General features: G+C 40.0%; 17 protein-coding genes. 4 read left to right on the top strand and 13 right to left on the bottom strand.

What is annotated here, in order from left to right; genetic code table 11:
* Positions 1 to 133: 133 nt before the first annotated feature.
* The 6 genes from pgi to MQE36_RS03040 all read right to left on the bottom strand — a co-directional run bounded on the left by pgi (position 134) and on the right by MQE36_RS03040 (position 6,577).
* The gene (gene pgi / locus MQE36_RS03065) at positions 134 to 1,786 is read right to left on the bottom strand and encodes a glucose-6-phosphate isomerase (RefSeq protein ID WP_242937729.1); all 1,653 of its coding nucleotides are present in this window, start codon (positions 1,784 to 1,786) and stop codon (positions 134 to 136) included.
* 2 nt (positions 1,787 to 1,788) lie between these two features.
* Entirely contained in the window at positions 1,789 to 3,051 is a 1,263-nt protein-coding gene (locus tag MQE36_RS03060) for a M23 family metallopeptidase (RefSeq protein ID WP_242937728.1), read from the bottom strand.
* The gene (locus tag MQE36_RS03055) at positions 3,052 to 4,017 is read right to left on the bottom strand and encodes a tryptophan 2,3-dioxygenase family protein (protein ID WP_242937727.1); all 966 of its coding nucleotides are present in this window, start codon (positions 4,015 to 4,017) and stop codon (positions 3,052 to 3,054) included. It lies immediately after the preceding gene.
* A gap of 2 nt (positions 4,018 to 4,019) precedes the next feature.
* Positions 4,020 to 4,805 (bottom strand): DUF3108 domain-containing protein, encoded by a 786-nt coding sequence (locus MQE36_RS03050; RefSeq protein ID WP_242937726.1) that lies wholly within the window; start codon positions 4,803 to 4,805, stop codon positions 4,020 to 4,022.
* Positions 4,806 to 4,947: 142 nt separating this feature from the next.
* Positions 4,948 to 5,232, bottom strand: a complete 285-nt coding sequence (locus MQE36_RS03045) for a hypothetical protein (protein WP_242937725.1) — start codon at positions 5,230 to 5,232, stop codon at positions 4,948 to 4,950.
* 106 nt (positions 5,233 to 5,338) lie between these two features.
* Positions 5,339 to 6,577 carry a 3-deoxy-D-manno-octulosonic acid transferase gene (locus tag MQE36_RS03040; RefSeq protein ID WP_242937724.1) on the bottom strand — a complete coding sequence of 413 codons (1,239 nt, stop codon included), beginning with the start codon at positions 6,575 to 6,577 and terminating at the stop codon, positions 5,339 to 5,341.
* 99 nt (positions 6,578 to 6,676) lie between these two features.
* Between MQE36_RS03040 and MQE36_RS03035 the strand changes: the two genes are divergently transcribed.
* From MQE36_RS03035 to MQE36_RS03020, 4 genes are all read left to right on the top strand, one after another.
* Entirely contained in the window at positions 6,677 to 7,810 is a 1,134-nt protein-coding gene (locus MQE36_RS03035) for a DegT/DnrJ/EryC1/StrS family aminotransferase (RefSeq protein WP_242937723.1), read from the top strand.
* A gap of 786 nt (positions 7,811 to 8,596) precedes the next feature.
* Positions 8,597 to 9,616 carry a UDP-glucose 4-epimerase GalE gene (galE, locus tag MQE36_RS03030; RefSeq protein ID WP_242937722.1) on the top strand — a complete coding sequence of 340 codons (1,020 nt, stop codon included), beginning with the start codon at positions 8,597 to 8,599 and terminating at the stop codon, positions 9,614 to 9,616.
* A 29-nt stretch (positions 9,617 to 9,645) separates the two neighbouring features.
* Positions 9,646 to 10,920, top strand: a complete 1,275-nt coding sequence (locus MQE36_RS03025) for a metal-dependent hydrolase family protein (protein WP_242938808.1) — start codon at positions 9,646 to 9,648, stop codon at positions 10,918 to 10,920.
* 3 nt (positions 10,921 to 10,923) lie between these two features.
* Positions 10,924 to 11,283: a hypothetical protein gene (locus MQE36_RS03020; protein WP_242937721.1), complete on the top strand. Its 360-nt coding sequence runs from the start codon at positions 10,924 to 10,926 to the stop codon at positions 11,281 to 11,283.
* Here MQE36_RS03020 and MQE36_RS03015 read toward each other — a convergent pair.
* From MQE36_RS03015 to MQE36_RS02980, 7 genes are all read right to left on the bottom strand, one after another.
* Positions 11,280 to 11,807: an alpha-ketoglutarate decarboxylase gene (locus tag MQE36_RS03015; protein ID WP_242937720.1), complete on the bottom strand. Its 528-nt coding sequence runs from the start codon at positions 11,805 to 11,807 to the stop codon at positions 11,280 to 11,282. The two genes, MQE36_RS03020 and MQE36_RS03015, sit on opposite strands and share 4 nt — an antisense overlap.
* 230 nt (positions 11,808 to 12,037) lie before the next feature.
* Entirely contained in the window at positions 12,038 to 12,820 is a 783-nt protein-coding gene (locus tag MQE36_RS03010; protein WP_242937719.1) for an ABC transporter permease, read from the bottom strand.
* Complete coding sequence (locus tag MQE36_RS03005; RefSeq protein ID WP_242937718.1) at positions 12,813 to 13,520, bottom strand: ABC transporter ATP-binding protein; 708 nt, start codon at positions 13,518 to 13,520, stop codon at positions 12,813 to 12,815. Before MQE36_RS03005 ends, MQE36_RS03010 begins: the two co-directional genes overlap by 8 nt.
* Positions 13,517 to 14,635, bottom strand: a complete 1,119-nt coding sequence (gene nosD / locus MQE36_RS03000) for a nitrous oxide reductase family maturation protein NosD (protein ID WP_242937717.1) — start codon at positions 14,633 to 14,635, stop codon at positions 13,517 to 13,519. The genes MQE36_RS03005 and nosD overlap by 4 nt, the downstream gene beginning before the upstream one ends.
* Positions 14,636 to 14,771: 136 nt before the next feature.
* Positions 14,772 to 15,800 (bottom strand): nitrous oxide reductase accessory protein NosL, encoded by a 1,029-nt coding sequence (locus MQE36_RS17010; protein WP_341461485.1) that lies wholly within the window; start codon positions 15,798 to 15,800, stop codon positions 14,772 to 14,774.
* A gap of 74 nt (positions 15,801 to 15,874) precedes the next feature.
* Entirely contained in the window at positions 15,875 to 17,836 is a 1,962-nt protein-coding gene (gene nosZ / locus MQE36_RS02985) for a Sec-dependent nitrous-oxide reductase (protein WP_423242473.1), read from the bottom strand.
* Positions 17,837 to 17,843: 7 nt separating this feature from the next.
* Positions 17,844 to 18,356: a c-type cytochrome gene (locus MQE36_RS02980; protein ID WP_242937716.1), complete on the bottom strand. Its 513-nt coding sequence runs from the start codon at positions 18,354 to 18,356 to the stop codon at positions 17,844 to 17,846.
* Positions 18,357 to 18,698: the final 342 nt, after the last annotated feature.

Genomic DNA, 18,698 nt, shown 5'->3' with positions numbered 1-18,698 from the left:
GTGCAAAATTCTACTATTTAACATACTATTATATTAAGGCAATGTTAAATATTATACGTGCATAACAAATATAGACAGAATATATAACGGTATAGGGTATGGTTAATTAACTTGTAAACTGAATTATTAACAATTATTTTTGATTTTTCTTGAAAAATCTGATCAGATTTCGGGTGGAAGAGTCGTGATTATCAATATTTTCAGCTGTGAGATCTTTCAGGATTTTTGTTGCCAATTGTTTCCCTAATTCTACACCCCACTGATCATAACTGTAAATATTCCAGATAACTCCCTGAACGAAAATTTGATGTTCATACATGGCGATTAATGCCCCCATACTTTTAGGGGTTAATTTATCTATAAGTATGGTTGTAGATGGTTTGTTGCCTTCAAATACTTTATAAGGAAAGAGTTTTTGTATGGTGTTATCATCCATTTTTCCTTCTAATTCGCTGCGTACCTCGGTCTCTGATTTACCATTGAGAAGTGCCTCCGTCTGCGCAAAGAAATTAGCCATCAGTTTGTTGTGGTGATCTTTGTCTTTGTGTAAAGAATTTGTAAAGCCAATAAAATCTGCCGGAATTAGCTTGGTTCCCTGGTGTATTAATTGAAAAAAGGCATGTTGGGAATTAGTACCGGGCTCACCCCAGATGATAGTGCCTGTTTGGTAATTTACCAGGTGACCGTCCCTGTCGATGCTTTTTCCGTTACTCTCCATAATACCTTGTTGCAGGTAGGCAGCAAAACGGTTTAAGTATTGAGTATAAGGGATGATCGCTTCGCTTTCTGCATTGAAAAAATTATTATACCAGATACTTAGAAGTGATAGTATGACCGGAATGTTATTTTCGAATGGTGTGGTTTTAAAATGCACATCCATGTCGTAGGCACCCTCAAGTAGTTCTTCAAAATTATCGTATCCAACAGCCAGTGCTATCGATAAACCTACAGCGCTCCATAAGGAAAAACGGCCGCCTACCCAGTCCCACATCGGGAATATATTTTCACTGCTGATACCGAATTCCTTGATTTTAGGCAAATTCGTAGATACCGCAACAAAATGCCCGGCTATGTCATTTTCACCGGTTGTGAATGTATCTGATAAAAACCAGTTTCGGATGGTTTGTGCATTGCTCAGTGTTTCCTGGGTTGTAAAACTTTTAGAAACTATAATAAACAGGGTGGTTTCGGGATTGAGGTCTTTAATGGTTTCGTGTACATGGTCTCCGTCTACATTGCTCACGAAATGCACCTTTAAATGATTTTTATAGAACTGTAGCGCTTCGGTAACCATGGCAGGACCCAGGTCGGAGCCTCCAATACCGATGTTAACAATGTCGGTAAAGGCTTTACCTGTATACCCTTTTTTTGATCCCGAAATGACGGCATTCGAGAATTCCTTTATTTTATTTTTAACAGCGAAAATTTCAGGAATTACATTTTTTCCGTCAACCAATACGGTGTCATTTTCTTTTGCCCTGAGGGCAGTGTGTAGTACGGCCCGGCCTTCAGTTTCGTTAATGATGTCTCCTGAAAAGTATCTTTTTACTGCATCTTCCAGATTGCATTCCTTAGCCAGTTGAAGTAGTAGCGACCTGGTTTGGGGCGTAATCCTGTTCTTTGAATAATCGACGTAAAAATCATTCCATTTAATGGTAAATGAATCGGCTCTTTCACTGTCTTCAGCAAAGAGCGATTTCATGTTTAGATTTTTAATTTCCTGATGGTGTAGCTGAAGCTTTTTCCAGGCCTCAGTATTGATTGGGTTCAAGTTGCTTAATGCCATGCTTAATTTAATTCTGCAATAAATTCTTCTCTCTCTTCTTCAAAAATAATGTTGTCTAACTGAGTTTTAATCGGTTGGATGAATTCAAGATATCGTTCTTTTATTTCCGGTTTGATAGGTTCTGCCGATGGCAGGTCCTGGCTGAAAGGGTCTACCTGTTTCCCGTTCTTCCAGAAACGATAGCACACGTGGGGGCCTGTTGCCAGACCTGTACTTCCTACATATCCTATAATATCTCCTTGTTTTACATATTCGCCAACCTTGGCAGCCCTTTTAGACATATGAAGGTATTGGGTTTCGTAAACGCTGTTGTGACGGATTTTTACGTATTTACCATTTCCGGCTGTGTAACCCGATTTGGTAACAATACCGTTAGCTGTTGCCCATATGGGAGTTCCTCTCGGAGCTGCATAGTCGGTACCTAAATGTGCTTTCCATCGTTTTTGTACAGGGTGGAACCTCTTCCTTGAATAACGTGAGGATATTCGGGAATAGTTTAAAGGAGCTTTTAAGAAGAATCTTCTTAACGAATTAGCATCATCAGTATAATAGTCGCTTCTGTCGTTAATGGTGTCTGTTTTAAACCTGAAGGCATAGAACGATTCATCGAGGTGTTCAAAATAAGCAGCTTTGATCTTGCCCATTCCTGCATATATGGTATCGTCGATATATCTTTCTTCGTAGATAACTTTAAACCGGTCGCCTGTCTGCAACCTGAAAAAGTCGATGGTCCAGGCATAGATGTCTGCAAGCTCATGCGACACCTGGTAGTCCATGCCTTTTTCCAGGATGGCTTCTGATAACGAACTGCTGATGGTCCCCGTGGCTTCCCGTTCTACGATCTTTACGGGTTTCTTTTTAGAGTAAGCGTGAATGGAGTCGGCAAAGTTAACAACCACATAATCAATTTTGTTCGGCTGATAGATAAAGCATTGGGGTATTTGCAAAGAGTCCTTAGAACACAGGATAGTGTAAGGTTTTCCTGCCTGAAGCCTTCTGATGTCAAAGCTGTCTTTGGTCTTTTCGGCGATTTGGTATACCCGTGAATAGTCAATTTTATTTTTGGCCAGGATCTCTCCAAAGCTATCGCCTTGTTTTATCGTATCGCGAAGCACAAAAAAATTGTTGAGGTTAAAACCAAATTCATTAACCTCTTTTGGTTTTTCAATAACTACTTGCTTTTCTTCATTAACATTTTCTTTTTCTTTCTTACATGCTGATATACTTATAATTACCAGCGTTCCCAACAAGAGTTTTCTAAGCATTTAATTTGTTTTTTCCGGATTAAACATATGATCGACCCATTGTTTTCCCCAATCGAGTTTTTCCTGATCGCTCCAAAGTTCAGGAAAAAAGATGATTTTTTGATAACTTGGAGGTAAAAATTGCTTCCAATTGGTTCCGCCAGTGGCATCTATGGTATTTTGATCTTTTCTTAAATAACGATATGCAGACCCCATATGCATCAACGGCCAGTGTACATTTGCATTGGTGTCTAGCGTTCTTAACGCCTTTATAAGATCTTTATTGTTCTTTTCTTTTTCGGGTAGCTGTAAATATTTTTGATACAACGTAGTGTTTTTTACCTGGTTGGCTATTCTCATAAAACGAGGTGTGTATCTGTATTCAAACTGTTTCAGTGTCAGTGTCTTTTCGCCGGTTTCAATATCGGTAGCTCCTTTTTTCCAGTAAATATTTTCATAAAGTTCTTCGAGTTCCTTCTTTTCAGACATCGTATCCCTGACAGACAGATGCACCAGGTTTTCCATCGGGGTCGAATAAAATTCAATCATTCTGTATTGTGCAGACTGAAAACCGCTGGCCGGCAGCAATGACATCCTGTATTGCAAAAATTGTTCACGTTCCATTCCGGTGATCATTATTTCAAAAGACGATATCAATGCCCTGAAATAATTATTGATCCTGTTTATTTTTTTGGTGAAGAACTCAGCCCGTTGAAGTTTGTCATCAATAAGCTGTTTTTGTTCGTGAATGATAAGTTTAAAGTAGAGTTCTGTAATCTGATGGTACATGATAAAGATCTCCTCGTCGGGGAAATGGGTCCGCGGTATCTGTAAACTCAATAAGGTATCCAGATGGATGTAGTCCCAGTAGGTAAGATACCTGTCGTGTAAAAGACCATCTAAATAAGAGCCTAGGTCCTGCCCTGAATTTTTGTATTTCTCTTCAAGTTTTGCTATCCTTTCCGCAATTTCAGGTTTTATTTCCATTCTTAGTCCAGCTGAATTTTAAATTGGTGTTTAAGTCCTTTAAAGGCGTTTAAATCTGCCTTTAACGATCCGATAACCAGATCGGCCTGTATTCTGATCGGTATTCTGTTGTCGTCGTCACTGACCCACAATGTAACACTTTCCTTTTCCTTAAAGATCCTTCCCGATTGAACATACGGGCGAAATTTGAGGCATCTGACCTTGCCAAATTTTGTGTTTAAGGTTTGCCAGCCTAGAAAACGTAGTCTGAAGTTGAAAACTTCATCATCGTCGTATAACAGTTCAAGGTCAACCTCCTGGCCTATTTTAAAAGAGGAAAAATCATAATTGTTCCTGAGGTAATAAAAGGCCGAAATAAGATCTTGTATGCCATCCGGGGTTTCGATAACAGTCGTTCTGTTGTGCTTTCGGTTTAACACAACGGCCTTATCCTGATCGTGTTTGAAATTTATTTCGAGATCTTTGGTATATCCTCCCTCGTCGATTTGCCGTATAAATTTATACGGGACAAGCTTTTCTTTATCGAAATAGCTTTCATAATTATCGTCAACTTTAAAAAATACTCTGGCAAGACCTGTGGTGCTTCCTTTTCCGACTACATGATATACGTCTTTTCCGTTTAATGATGTTTCGTTAACGCTTAGCGTTGCGTAGCTGGCGTTAAAAATGCCATAGTGGATTCTGAACTGAAACCATTCGCCGCCTCTGAAAGCGCTATGTGTACCAGGGGCATCGGTTTCAATTGGTAAGAAAAAAATCGTTGCGATTATTATAAGTAATTTATTCATACTTTAAAATCTGTTGTAAAAATAATAAATTCAATTACATACTGTCTTAAAGTTTGTTAAACAATTATAATACCAAAAACTTATGAAATAAAAAAAGTCTTTCTGATCAGAAAGACTTTTTATGGTATTGTCCGGAAATTAATTATTCTCCGGCGTTTTCTACAGCCTCTTTAACGTCTTTAACAGCGTTTTCTGTAGCTTCTTTTGCGTCTTCAGCAGCTTTCTCAAGAGTATCAACAGCTTCCTCGATGGCTTCTTTAGTATCTTCGGTAGTTTCTTTGATAGCTTCAGCAGCGTCCTGAGTTGTCTCTTCAACTGCTTCTACAGCATCCTGAGCAGCATCTTCAGCCTTCTTGGTGTCTTTACAGGCAACAAGCGATGTACCCAATGCTAAGACAAGAGCGATGTTTAAAATTGTTTTTTTCATGATTTGTTTTGAGTTTTATCAGTTTATTAACTAAAGTGCGAAAGTGCAACTTTTTTTAATAGTTGCAAAATGTTTTTTAACATATTTTTAGTAGGGGGTGAATTTTTTACAGTTCCTTCTTAATGTAGTTGCCTATCAGCTCTTTAGCTCCCTTATTTTTTTGAATAAACTCCATGTTCAGCCTGCCTTTCTGAACTCTTTTTGTAGTACTTTTTAGTAGGTTTTTCAGGATAGTATTGAATTCTGAATAGTTTTTTATAGAAAAAACCCCGCCTTGTTCTACAAGATCGGCAGCTTCTTTGAATTTACCGTAATTTTCACCGATGATGACCGGAATTCCAAAAACAGCAGGTTCTAGGGTATTGTGAAGCCCCGTATCTCCCATTCCGCCACCAACATATGCTATGTTGGCGTAACTATATATTTTGGTAAGGATTCCAATGGTATCGACAATCAATACATCGTAGTCTTTCAGATCGAGGTTTTGTTTCTTTGTGTATAGTACAGCGCTTTTGGTTATGCTGTTTTGTAATTTGCCGATCTCTTTAGGTTTGATATTGTGAGGGGCGATAATGAATTTGGTTCCCGGTGCGCTCTCATTGATGAATTTGATGATTAATTCTTCGTCTTCCGGCCAGGTGCTGCCTGCTACAAAACACAATCGGCCATTGATGAATTCAGCAATGAAGTCCAGGGTGTTGTCCCGTTCAAGAATTTCGTCAACTCTGTCAAACCTTGTATCGCCACTTACGGTAGTATTATTGAAGCCGATCTTTTTAAGAAGTTGTTTCGAATTTTCATCCTGTACAAAAAAATGATCGAAAGTAACCAGCGATTTACGCATAAAGGTTCCGTACCATTTAAAAAAGGCCTGGTCTTTCCTGAAGATCGCCGAGATGAGCAGGGTTTTAACCCTTCTGTCTAGCAGTGCCTGAAGGTAATTTGGCCAAAACTCGTATTTAACGAAGATTGCCAGTTCAGGCTGAGACAGATCCAGAAACCTTTTTACATTACTTTTTGTGTCCAGCGGAAGGTAGCTGATAATGTCGGCTGCCTTACTTTTTTTCTTTACTTCATATCCCGAGGGAGAGAAGAATGTTACCAGTATTTTGTAACCGGGGTAATTCTTTTTAACCTCCTCAATAACAGGAAGTCCCTGTTCAAATTCTCCCAGGGAGGCCGTGTGAAACCAGATGATTTTATCTGAGGGGGCAATTTCCTTTTTTAAAGTTTCAAAAACATTCTTTCTTCCGTTTACAAAAAGCCTGATTTTATTGTTGAACAATGCTATTATTTTCAACAATAACCCCGATACGACAACCAATACATTATAGATAAAAAACACCTTGTTTACAGTTTGCTGCTAAAATACGCCTCTTTAGTTAATTTCATTGGTTGCAGTTGCTTAATTTTGTAATATTGTTTCATATAACTATATAAGTGAATGAAGAAAATTCAAATGGTTGATCTTAAAGGTCAATACGAAGCGATTAAGGATACGGTAAAAGGGGCTATCGATGAGGTTTTGGAAACAAGCGCGTTTATAAACGGACCTTATGTTCATCAGTTTCAAAAAGATTTAGAATCATATCTGGGGATAAAACACGTAATACCATGTGCAAATGGTACCGATGCATTGCAGATAGCGATGATGGGTTTGGGATTAAAGCCCGGCGATGAGGTGATCACAGCCGATTTCACTTTTGCTGCAACTGTAGAAGTAATTGCACTTTTGCAGCTAACCCCGGTTTTGGTAGATGTGAATGCGGATGATTTTAATATTTCTGTAGAGGCTATTAAAAAAGCTATTACCCCAAAAACGAAAGCGATAGTTCCGGTACATTTGTTTGGACGGTGTGCAAATATGGAGGCTATCATGGAAATCGCAGCAGAACACAATCTTTATGTGATTGAAGATAATGCCCAGGCAATCGGGGCGAGTTACTTGTATAAGGATGGTAGCAAGAAAAAGGCCGGTGCAATAGGCCACGTTGCTGCAACTTCTTTTTTCCCTTCCAAGAATCTGGGATGTTATGGCGACGGCGGTGCGATCTTTACTAATGATGACGAACTGGCTCATACGCTAAGAGGAATCGTGAATCATGGGATGTATGAACGCTACCATCATGATGTGGTAGGGGTTAATTCCAGACTGGATAGTATGCAGGCAGCTGTATTGGCAGCTAAACTGCCAAGATTAGATCAGTATAATGAAGCTCGTTATCGTGCAGCCCAAAAGTATTCAGCGGCATTTAAAGGGCAGGAGCATATCATTACCCCCGATTTTTCGGATAACAAAGAAGAGCATGTATTTCATCAGTATACATTGAGAATTACAAATGGTAAGCGTGATGAATTGGTAAAATTCCTGAATGAGAACGGGATTCCGTGTGGTGTTTATTACCCGATTCCCTTGCACTTACAGAAGGCTTATACGGACAGTCGTTATAATGAAGCCGACTTTGAAGTAACGAATCAACTAGTGAAAGAAGTGATTTCGCTTCCGATGCATACCGAGCTCGATGATGAACAAATTGACTTTATAACTTCGAAGGTCATAGCCTTTGTGAATGATTAATATAGGTAATTTACCCCGGCTGTTCTTACAGCCGGGGCTTTTTTTGGTTGTTCATAAATAGTAAGGATCGTGACCAATTATTGTGTTTATGCAAATATTGTGGTTAATCTGTGCAGGAAAAAATCAATATTTCGCAAACCTTGAATGAAGCCTTGAAGGTTTTATATTAGTGAGTTTCCGTCTATAGCCATGTTAAAACCGAACGCTAATTTAAATAATATCATTTTTAGGGATTTTATAAGTTGTTTTGTATATTGTTGATCTTCATAAAAACAACGGCATTGTTAATATGTAATTAAGTCAAATTCGCCCCGGTAAACATCAAAAAGTCCGTAGAAAGTCCGTTCACTCTTTATAGATATTCCCCTCTACTCCGTATATTTCCCATGCATTCCCCGTATATAGCCATACTATAATACAGGGTAGAGCCTGATCCATCCTAAAAAACTATACAGTTTATTTAATGAACATATGATATTTTTCTTCTTTTGGGGTTCTTTTCTTCAAAACATAAATGGAACGTATCCTGGTAGATTTGATAAAAAACTAGGCTGAAATGAGCTGTTAATACTTCAGGGAGTATAAGCTTTAATGAGGCTGGTGATAATTCCAGTGTTTGTTTCATAAAAGCTCTGATTCATACACGATTTTTGAGATCGGTTCAATAATTACACTTTCTGGTGTTCCGGTATTTATTTTATTTCCGTAAACAGGTAGGATGTTTGTTCTTCAGCTCTTAATTTTCCTTACTTTTGAAGAGTAAACAGCTTTTAAAAGATAGTAGAAGTGAAAATATTAGTTACAGGCGGACTCGGATTCATAGGTTCGCATACCGTTGTGGAATTACAAAATGCCGGTTTTGACGTGGTGGTTATAGATAATTTGTCGAATGCCTCAATCGAAGTGCTTGACGGAATAACGAATATCACCCAAAAGACCCCGGAATTTGAAAAACTTGATCTTCGCGATAAATTAAAGGTTCAGGAATTTTTTCAAGAACATCAGGATATAGATGGAGTGATACACTTTGCAGCTTCCAAGGCCGTTGGAGAAAGTGTTGAAAATCCGCTTCTCTATTATGAAAATAACATTAATACCCTTGTGTATATCCTACAGGAACTGGCGAAAAAGAAGAATGCTAACTTTATTTTCAGTTCATCGTGTACGGTGTATGGCCAGGCAGATGAGTTGCCTATTACTGAAGATGCTCCTGTGAAACCGGCGGCATCACCATATGGAAATACCAAACAGGTAGGAGAAGAGATTATCAGGGATGTATGTAAGGTTTGCGATGACCTAAAAGCGATATCATTGCGTTATTTCAATCCGGTAGGGGCACATCCGTCGGCAGAAATCGGGGAATTGCCAATCGGGGTTCCGCAAAACCTGGTGCCGTTTATTACGCAGACCGGTGTGGGGATGCGAGAACAGCTTTCTGTGTTTGGCGATGATTATCCTACACCGGACGGGACGTGTGTCCGCGATTACATTCACGTGGTAGATCTGGCCAAAGCACATGTGGTCGCTTTGCAAAGACTCCTTCAAAACAAAAACGAATCAAATTACGAAATCTTTAATGTAGGAACAGGAACCGGAAGTTCCGTGATGGAAGTAATCAATAGTTTTGAAAAGGTTTCAGGGCAGAAGCTGAATTATAAAATAGCTCCCCGGAGGGCAGGCGATGTAATAGAAGCATATGCCAATACAGGTAAAGCGAATAATAAATTGGGGTGGAAAGCTGTTTCAACACTCGACGAAGCTATGGCCTCAGCCTGGAAATGGGAACAAAAAATCCGAAAAAAATAATACCTTTATCATAAACCAAACCTTTTATGATGAAAAAGATATTGATCCTTGTTTTAACGATAGTTTCCCCTTCTGCTTTTGCTCAGGATATATTGCTGCACTGCGGTAAATTGATCGATGCCGAAAAAGGAAAAGTGCTTTCTGAAAAAACTATTATTATATCAGGAGATAAAATTAAAGAGGTGAGGGATGGCTATGTAGATCCCGAGACAAATGACAAGCTTATAGATCTTAAAGATAAAACAGTGCTTCCGGGTTTAATCGATATGCATGTGCATTTAGAAAGCGAGACGAATCCTAAGCGCTATATGGCCCGTTATACCTTTAATGAAGCCGATATTGCCTTTGAAAGTACAGTGTATGCCAAAAGAACTTTAATGGCCGGGTTTACGACTGTTCGTGATCTGGGTGGGACAGGAGTGAATATAGCTTTGCGCAATGCTGTCAATAACGGGTATGTGGATGGGCCTCGTATTTTTACGGCAGGGAAATCCATTGCAACTACAGGAGGGCATGCAGACCCGACAAACGGCAGTAAAAATAGCCTGATGGGTGATCCGGGGCCAAGGGAAGGGGTCATCAATTCTCCTGAAGAAGCCCGGAAAGCTGTGCGTCAACGATACAAAAACGGAGCTGATGTAATTAAAATTACGGCTACAGGGGGCGTGTTAAGCGTCGCTAAAAGCGGCAAGAATCCGCAGTTTTTTATAGATGAAGTAAAGGCGATCACCGAAACGGCAAAAGATTACGGAATGTTGGTCGCAGCACATGCACATGGAGATGAAGGGATGCAGCGGGCGGTTAAAGGCGGGGTAAAGACAATAGAGCACGGTACATTTATGAGTGATGAAACCATGGCGCTGATGAAAGCATACGATGCTTATTTGGTGCCAACCATAACGGCCGGAAAATTTGTTGCTGAAAAAGCCGAAGTCGCAGGGTTTTATCCCGACATTGTGGCGCCAAAGGCAAGAGAAGTAGGCCCTCAGATACAAGGAACTTTTGCCAAAGCGTATAAAAAAGGAGTGCCAATTGTTTTCGGTACAGATGCGGGGGTTTTCCCCCACGGTGAGAATGGAAAGGAGTTTGGGTATATGGTAGAAGCAGGAATGCCTGAAATGGAATCTATACAGGCGGCTACGGTGGTTGCTGCCAGGCTGTTGGGAGAGGAGAAAAGAATCGGGCAACTCGAACCAGGTTTCTACGCCGATATTATTGCTGTCGACCAAGATCCTACAAAGTATATTAAAACCCTCGAAAAGGTCGTTTTTGTTATGAAGGGAGGGAAAGTATATAAAAACTGAGGCATGGCAATTGAGGTTAAAGATACTGGCTCTCTTTTAAAACTGGCGCACCGGGAGAAGCTGTACGATAAACTGGTCGTTCAGCTAAACAAAGATCTTTCCTTAGCCAATGTTGAGGTTGTTTTCGATAATGATATCAGGCCAATACATTTAAAACAAGAATTGCATGAGCTTCTCTTTAAGCTCATCAATGAGAGGTTTGCCGATTATTTAAATCTGCTTTATATCGTAGATGTGCCGGAACAACAAATAAAAGAGTTAGAAGGCCCGGATATAGTGTTGCTTTCAGAACAGGTTACTTTTCTGGTTCTAAAACGGGAATGGCAGAAAGTGTGGTATAAAAACAGTTACTGCAAGCCTTAAAAATAGACCCTGATGAAGGGGATCAGGGCATCTGCATAGAAGCTTTTGTCGTTATCGTGTAAAACATCATATTTTAACCCCACAGTTACATTCCTCGTGCTGTAGCCGAGTCCGAAGAATAAAGCCGGAACCCAGTAGTTATCTTTTAAATTGCTTCCGTCAAATTCAAATTTCCTGCTTACGTGAAGTTCTTCAAATTCACCGGAGATCTGCATCTCATTTATAGGATTGAATAATCCGATGATACTTCCTCCTACGATAGTGGCCGTATAGACGTCTTTTTGATCGGCATAACTGAAATTTAACCCGACGCCGGTGGCAAACTGGTCGTTTACAGGGTAGATGGCACTTGGAGAAAGTGTTCCGCTAAACCAGCCATCTCCAAAACCTAAGCCAATCCCGCCTCCGAATTGAACATTCCTCCAAAAATCATTGCTGCTCGTGTTGTAGCCGACTTGTGCCTTTGCTGTTGCCATTGAAATTGTAAAGACAATAATGATGTGTAATAAATTAATTCTTTTCACGATGTCAGAAGGTTAGAGATGATCCTACAATATACTAAAATATGTAATCAAAAAGTAATGGAAGACGAGAAGCTGTATATAAAAGAACTTCCCTTGCTTGGGATGAGCAAACAAGGGAAGTAACCTCAAAACTAAAAACAAAAAATGAAAAAGATGAACCACTGCAACTAAATGCATGTAGTGGTGTTTTAAATGTGTTTATAATATTAATTCATAACAGACTCTATGGTTTAGAAATCTTTTTTAGCTGATTTCCGATAGATATTCCATGTCGGGATGATAATCCAGAGAGTGAGGGTTAATAATGATATCAAAACGCCTCTCATGGTTCCGAAAAAATCTCTAAAAATGGCCCCGGTATATCCCATTAGTGCCGAGATGTCCAGCTTAAGCAGGATTAAAATCCTGGAGAGGTCGATAGGGTTAAACATGGTGGCAGCTAATGAAAGCTTGTCCAAAGGATAATCTTTAAAGACAAATAGTGTGATGAGGAAGACTCCGTCGTAAATGACGGCCATAAAGAGCCATAATAATATTACGTAACTAAACCCTTTTATTTTATTGTTGTTGTATAGTGCGATATTAAACGCCAGGGCAACAAAAATAAAGTTTAAAAATACACCGGTTATAATGAGCATGCTGAAGTTCCATATGGCGGAAGAATGAAGAACACCGTAAAAAGCAAAGGGAATGCCTAGCCCTAAAAGTAAACTCATGCTCAGCGAGATGGAAACCCCCAGGTATTGTCCTAAGAAAATGTTACTTCGTTTTATGGGTTGCGCCAATAAAAGTTCGACGAACTCCCTGGAGTCATAATAATACATTATTCCGAATACCGTTGCAATTAGCGGGGTCAGTACGATAATGATATTCATTAGTGTGATCACCGATTTCGAAATATCGTTGTTTAGAAAGAGCAGTACAAAACCAAGAGCCAGGTAAAATAGCAAGTACACATAGCTCCAGCTGCTTCGGATCAGGTCGAAAAAACTATATTTAATTATTTTAAGCATTGCTAGTGGTTAAGATAGAGGCTATGGCTTCCTCAAAGTTAGACTTGCCGGCATCTGTTTTAAGCTCGCTTACCGATCCTTTAAAGTATATGTTTCCATCCAGAAGAAATACGATTTCGTCTGCTATTTCTTCTACAAAACTCAGAATATGAGAAGATATGATAATGGTTTTTCCCTTGGCCCGCTCGTTAAGAATTATTTTTTTTAGTTCGAGAACAGAAGCCGGGTCTAATCCGGATGTCGGTTCGTCCATAACAATAACAGGGTTGTCTACCATAAAGGTCAATACGGCATTGACCTTTTGCTTTGTCCCTCCGGAAAGATCTCCCAGGTTTTTATGAAGGAAGGGTTCCAGTTTAAATGTTTTTATCAGATGTTCTTCTTTACAAGGTTTGTTTTTAAGGGTCTTGATCATTTTAATAAGCTCCGAAACCTTGATGTTTTTCGGGAAATTGGCAATTTGGGGCAGGTAGCTGACATGATTTCGGTAACCCCACGAATTTTTAATATTCTCTCCCTGAACTTCGATGTTTCCGCTGTTGGGAATTACCATTCCGAGAATCGTTTTAATGAGTGTGGTTTTGCCAGAGCCGTTAGGGCCCAGAATAGTAAAGATACCTCCATCTTTAATTTGCAGGTTAATGCCTTTCAGTACCTCCAGATTGCCAAATTTTTTATGTAAATTTTCAATCGTGATCATTGTACGCTGTTCATTAGTGGTTTGTTGTCAAATAAATCTGTCGGAGTAAAGATTGGTGATACTTTTTCTGAAAAATTAAGAACATCAATCATTAAGCTCCGGAGTAAGATGATGCTTTCCGGCGATTGGTTGACAATGTATGAGAATAGCTTTACGGGTCTGTGCGGAACATCGCCAATGCCATCCTTGTTTAGGTCGTACCCGGCATATTCGCTCCAGTAGTTGTTTTCGAATGAGTTGTTGTTCAGTCTGCCGCTATAAGCTACATCGAAAGTATTGTTTAAGAAGTTATTCTTTTTAAAATCGTTATCAAAACAGGCACCTAATATTTTAACGGCCCATCCGTTTTCCCTGAAATCGTTGTTGAGGTATTTTATTCTGTTCGATCCTTCAGCGTTAATTCCTATGGTGTTTTTTTCAAAAGTGTTATCAGTTATTTCGGCATCGTATATTTCTTTTAAAAGAAGGCCGTATGAAGCAGTGCCCCAATTTTTCAGAAAGATGTTTTTATGCATCGCTATTTTTTTGGAAAACATAACTGCTACACCCGCGCCATTACGCTCAAAAGTATTGTTTCGGTACTCGTCGCTGTTGGAAAACATAAAATGAAGTCCGTATCTCAGGTTGTTATAGCTGTGATTGTTTGTTACAGTACTGTTATCAACAAATTCAAAGTAAATCCCGTCTCTTACTTTTGATATACTGTTGTTGTCTATGACTATGTTTTTGCAATGCCATAAGTGTATTCCGTTTCCGGATTTAAATTCAACAGTAGCATTGCCCCTTATAGTGTTTTTCCTGATGATCCCGTTACCCGATTTTTCAAGAAAAATACCATAGAATATATTTTCAAACAGATTGTCCTCTATGATAAAACATTTCGACCGTATAAGCCTGATGGCAGCATGATCTTTGGTAAAGCTCTGCCCCACATTTTGGAATTTAAATCCTTTTATGGTGAAGGTATCCGACTTTACCGTCAGGATTTCATTTTTATTCAGGCCGTCTAAAACGGGATAATTTTCACCTATGAGAGTGAGATTTTTGTTTATAACGAATGGAAAAGTGGTCGCAATGTCTTTTGCAACAATGATAGTATCATTGCTTTTGGCCATATTTATAGCTTTTGCCAGATCATTTACAGGGCAATCACTGCAAACGCGAATAATTTGACCAAATCCAGCTAGCGTCCATGCTAAAAAAAATACTGATATGTAGAGCGTCAGACTTTTCATAAATGTTTAAATAAACCTATTGCTGTTTTAGGTACCTCTTTAGATCTTCCCAGTTGTATACGGAACCTCCCCCTTTATCGACAGTCTTCTCAGCTTCAGAAGTTTTACTGAAAGCAGTAAGGTTAGCGCCCATCGGACTTGTGATTGCCGGACTTATAATGTAAGACGCGGTAGTGGCATCAATTAGGGTTTTGGGGCTCAGGTAGTCGTTCACCAGAAACAGGGAATAGTTGTTTTGCGTATCAGAATGTAAGTGGTTTACCATGCATTCTATAGCGTCAAACTTAAAAGCCTTCCCTTTGTTGTTTACCAGTTCGGCGGCATGTTGCGTATCAACTATGGTCATCTTGCAATAGGAACAGGCGTCAGACCCGTAATTGATAGGCTCTTTCTTGATTTCACACGACACAAAGGTGAATAATATCAGTAAGGAGGCAGCTAATTTGGCTGCTGTCGGCTTTGCTTTAAGAGATTTGTGCTTACGCCGGGTAATGTAAAACGCCACCAATGCCAGCACAATGGCAAAAAACATAAAATAAGTGCCTGATTCCGGGTACGACTTGGCTAAAAAGTTAAGTAAATACTTTTCTCCGAATAAGGGTGGTTGGTATGCCATGCCGGGTACTTTAATGGGAGCGCTGGGACTAAGGTTGTGCCCGTAGTCGTATTCCCATAAGTAAAAGTCGTATACGCCCAATAGTCCTAGTATACCGAGGATCGCTGACCAAACCAGGTATAGTAATCTTTTGCCCCATAAAGCAATGATAACTCCCAGGGCGCTCATTCCTCCGATGATGTATGGAAAGTAAGTGAGCTCAGGAATAGCATCCGGCTCGATATACTTCATACCGACATAATGATTTAAAATGTTTATATTCTGTATTGTAGACGGGGTGTCCCCGGTAATCTGGTTTATCCAGATGTATAGAGATATGCCGTCTGGATATTGAGGAGCGATAAGTGTTATTTGCCAAATAGGAAAAACAAATAATAGGAGTAAGAGTAATGCTGCTGTAAGCATCAATATATTGCCGAGCTTTTTCATTTGTTTTGTTTTTTGCTTGAGAAAAATGAGGCAGGCAGAGCGCCTGCCTCACAACAACAGGAAACCACTAATTACTAATCATCACCCATAGCCCATTTTACCGGTACATCTGAATTAGCGGGTGAAACCCTTACATACCCTTGCATCTCCTGGTGCAATGCAGAGCAGAAATCTGTACAGTAGAACGGGTATACCCCTTCTTGTTTAGGTTCCCAATACAAGGTCTCTGTCTGACCGGGCATTACGAGGAGTTCTGCATTTTGCGCTCCCATAACCGAGAACCCGTGCGGAACATCCCAATCTTGTTCCAGGTTTGTTAAATGAAAGTATACTTTGTCTCCAACCTTAACGCCTTCAATGTTATCCGGGTTAAGGTGGCTTCTGATGGCGGTCATGTATATTCTCACAATATTTCCTTCTCTGACTACTTTTACGTCACTTTCACTTTTGGTTGCATGAGGATGCTCGTTTTCATCGATCGGATAGAACTTCTTGGATTTACTCATTACTTTGCCGGCAGAGATTCCCTGCGCATAATGTGGTTCTCCAATCGTAGGGAAGTCTAGGAGAAGTTCCATTTTGTCTCCTGAGATATCATACAGTTGAGCCGAATGATTTAATTCGGGCCCGGTCGGAAGGTACCTGTCTTTAGTGATCTTGTTAAGAGCTACCAGGTATTTGCCTTCAGGCTTTTTAGAATCCCCACCGGGGATCATCAGGTGTCCTACAGAATAATAAGAAGGAATTCTGTCTATAACTTCCCAGGTGCCTACTTTCCATTTTACAACTTCTGAAGAGATGAAGAAGGTAGTGTATGCATTCCCTTTTCCATCAAATTCGGTATGTAGAGGTCCAAGACCTGGCTGTTCTACAATGCCTGCAACGATTTCGTCCATTTTTAAAATCGGGATACCATAAGCCTCTCCGTCAAAACTTTTATTTTCAATAGCCTGTAAGACTTTGGTAAATGAATGTACAGTTAAATCAGCAGACAATTTCCCGTTACCGACGATATATTCCCCGGTAGGATCTACATCTACGCCGTGGGGTGATTTGGGGGTTGGTAAGAAGTACACCAGCCCGGGGCATTCAGCCGGGTCCAATACACGTACTTCTTTCTTCATCTCAGAAGTTGCTACATGGGTTTTTTCGTCATATATATTATGTGCGTAATTGGCAGGAATAGTTTTAAATTTGCCTTCTGCTATATATTCTTCAGCTTTTTTCCAGTTAATGGCAGCTATGTAATCTTTGTCATTCTGTGAGGCACCGACCTCTAAAAGCGTATTGCTTTCTTCCGTGTTGTATGTAGTGAAGAATGTCCATCCGTGAGATTTTCCCTTTCCTGAGTGTGCCAGATCGTAGTTAAAGCCAGGCATCAGTACCTGAAAGGCAACTTCCATATGTCCGCTTTCTTTTTCTACATCAATGAAAGTAAGAGCCCCTTTAAAATTCCCTTTGTATTCTTTTATCGACATATCCTTTTGCGGATATGGTACCGCAAAGCGGGTTCCGGCTACTACGTACTCTGTGTTTTCAGTAGTAAAAGGAGAACTGTGGTTCCCTCCGCTGTTGGGAATTTCTATAATTTCAGCAGTTTCAAAAGTAGACAGGTCGATACGGGCAATACGAGGTGTGTTGTTTCCGTTGATGAACACCCATCTTCCGTCTGTTTCTCCATCGGTTTGAGATAGTTCCGGGTGGTGAGCATCATCCCAGGGAATAAAACCAAAGGATGTGTTTAGCATAGGTATGGTTTCCTCGTTGTAACCATAACCCTTTTCCGCATCCTGAGAAAATACGGGGATTACTTTAAGGAGCCTGCCCGAAGGCAATCCGTAAACCGATAATTGTCCGCTGAACCCGCCTGATACAAATGCGTAAAACTCGTCGTATTCACCCGGGGCAACATATACCTTTGAAGCAACGTCAGATGAAAGGGCGCTGTTGTTAGAGGTCTGCGAACTTTGCTTACATCCCGTAAACATGGAGACGGCAATGCCAAGACAGAGAAATGTATTTATTGATTTTTTCATGAGTCGGTTATTTTATGGTTCTGAAATATTCTAGTACGGCTCTGGCTTGTTCTTCTGTTAAGTTTTGATTAGCCATGGGAGAACCGTTGAACTCTACGAGCAGGTCTTTGGCAAGCTGGTCTTCTTTAACCATCCCTTCGGGGTTGAGTATCATGTTCATTACCCACTCAGGGCTCCTTCTTTCAAAGATCCCTTTTGGTGCCGGTCCGATGAATTTTTTATCAGGTTTGTGGCAAGCCATGCAGTATTGTTTGTAGAGTTCTTCTCCTTTGGCAGCCAAACCTGCATCGATCTTGTCATTAAATGCCAAAGTCTTTACAGGGCCGATACCTTTATTGTCCAGCTCCACTCTTTTAGATGCCGGAGTCTTTGTTTCGGTTTTTACGGTTTCCTTAGGGGTTTCTTTCTTTTCAGATTTTTGTTCATACGAAAAGCCTTCTTTCTTTTTTTTGCTTTCTCCTCCACAACTGATCATTATGGTGGCAAGCATTAGTAATGAGATTTTAAATAGTTGTTTCATTGCTGAATTAGTTAAGTAAATTAAGGTCAAATGTAGTGGCAGCTGTTCGGGAAATAAATGATAAATGTCATATTTCGGATAATATTATCCTTTTTTGTGATTTTACGCTTTTTCATCATAAGTGTTAATTAGTAAACTAGCTTGGGGCAAGCCCACGAGAGGGCCAAGCGTAAAGAAAAGGACTGGTAGACTTTTTTAGCGATGGAGCAGCTGGCGCATGGCAAAACATTTCGACGCAAGCCCTGTGAAATTCCGTCACGAATATTTCATAAGGACAAGCATCGGAGTATTTAAATCTCGATGATCGGGTAAAAAGAACAGTTGTTTAGCCTCCTTTTGCGG

The sequence above is a fragment of the Zhouia spongiae genome (assembly GCF_022760175.1).
GTDB lineage: Bacteria > Bacteroidota > Bacteroidia > Flavobacteriales > Flavobacteriaceae > Zhouia > Zhouia spongiae.
This window is presented reverse-complemented; position numbering and strand designations above follow the sequence as displayed.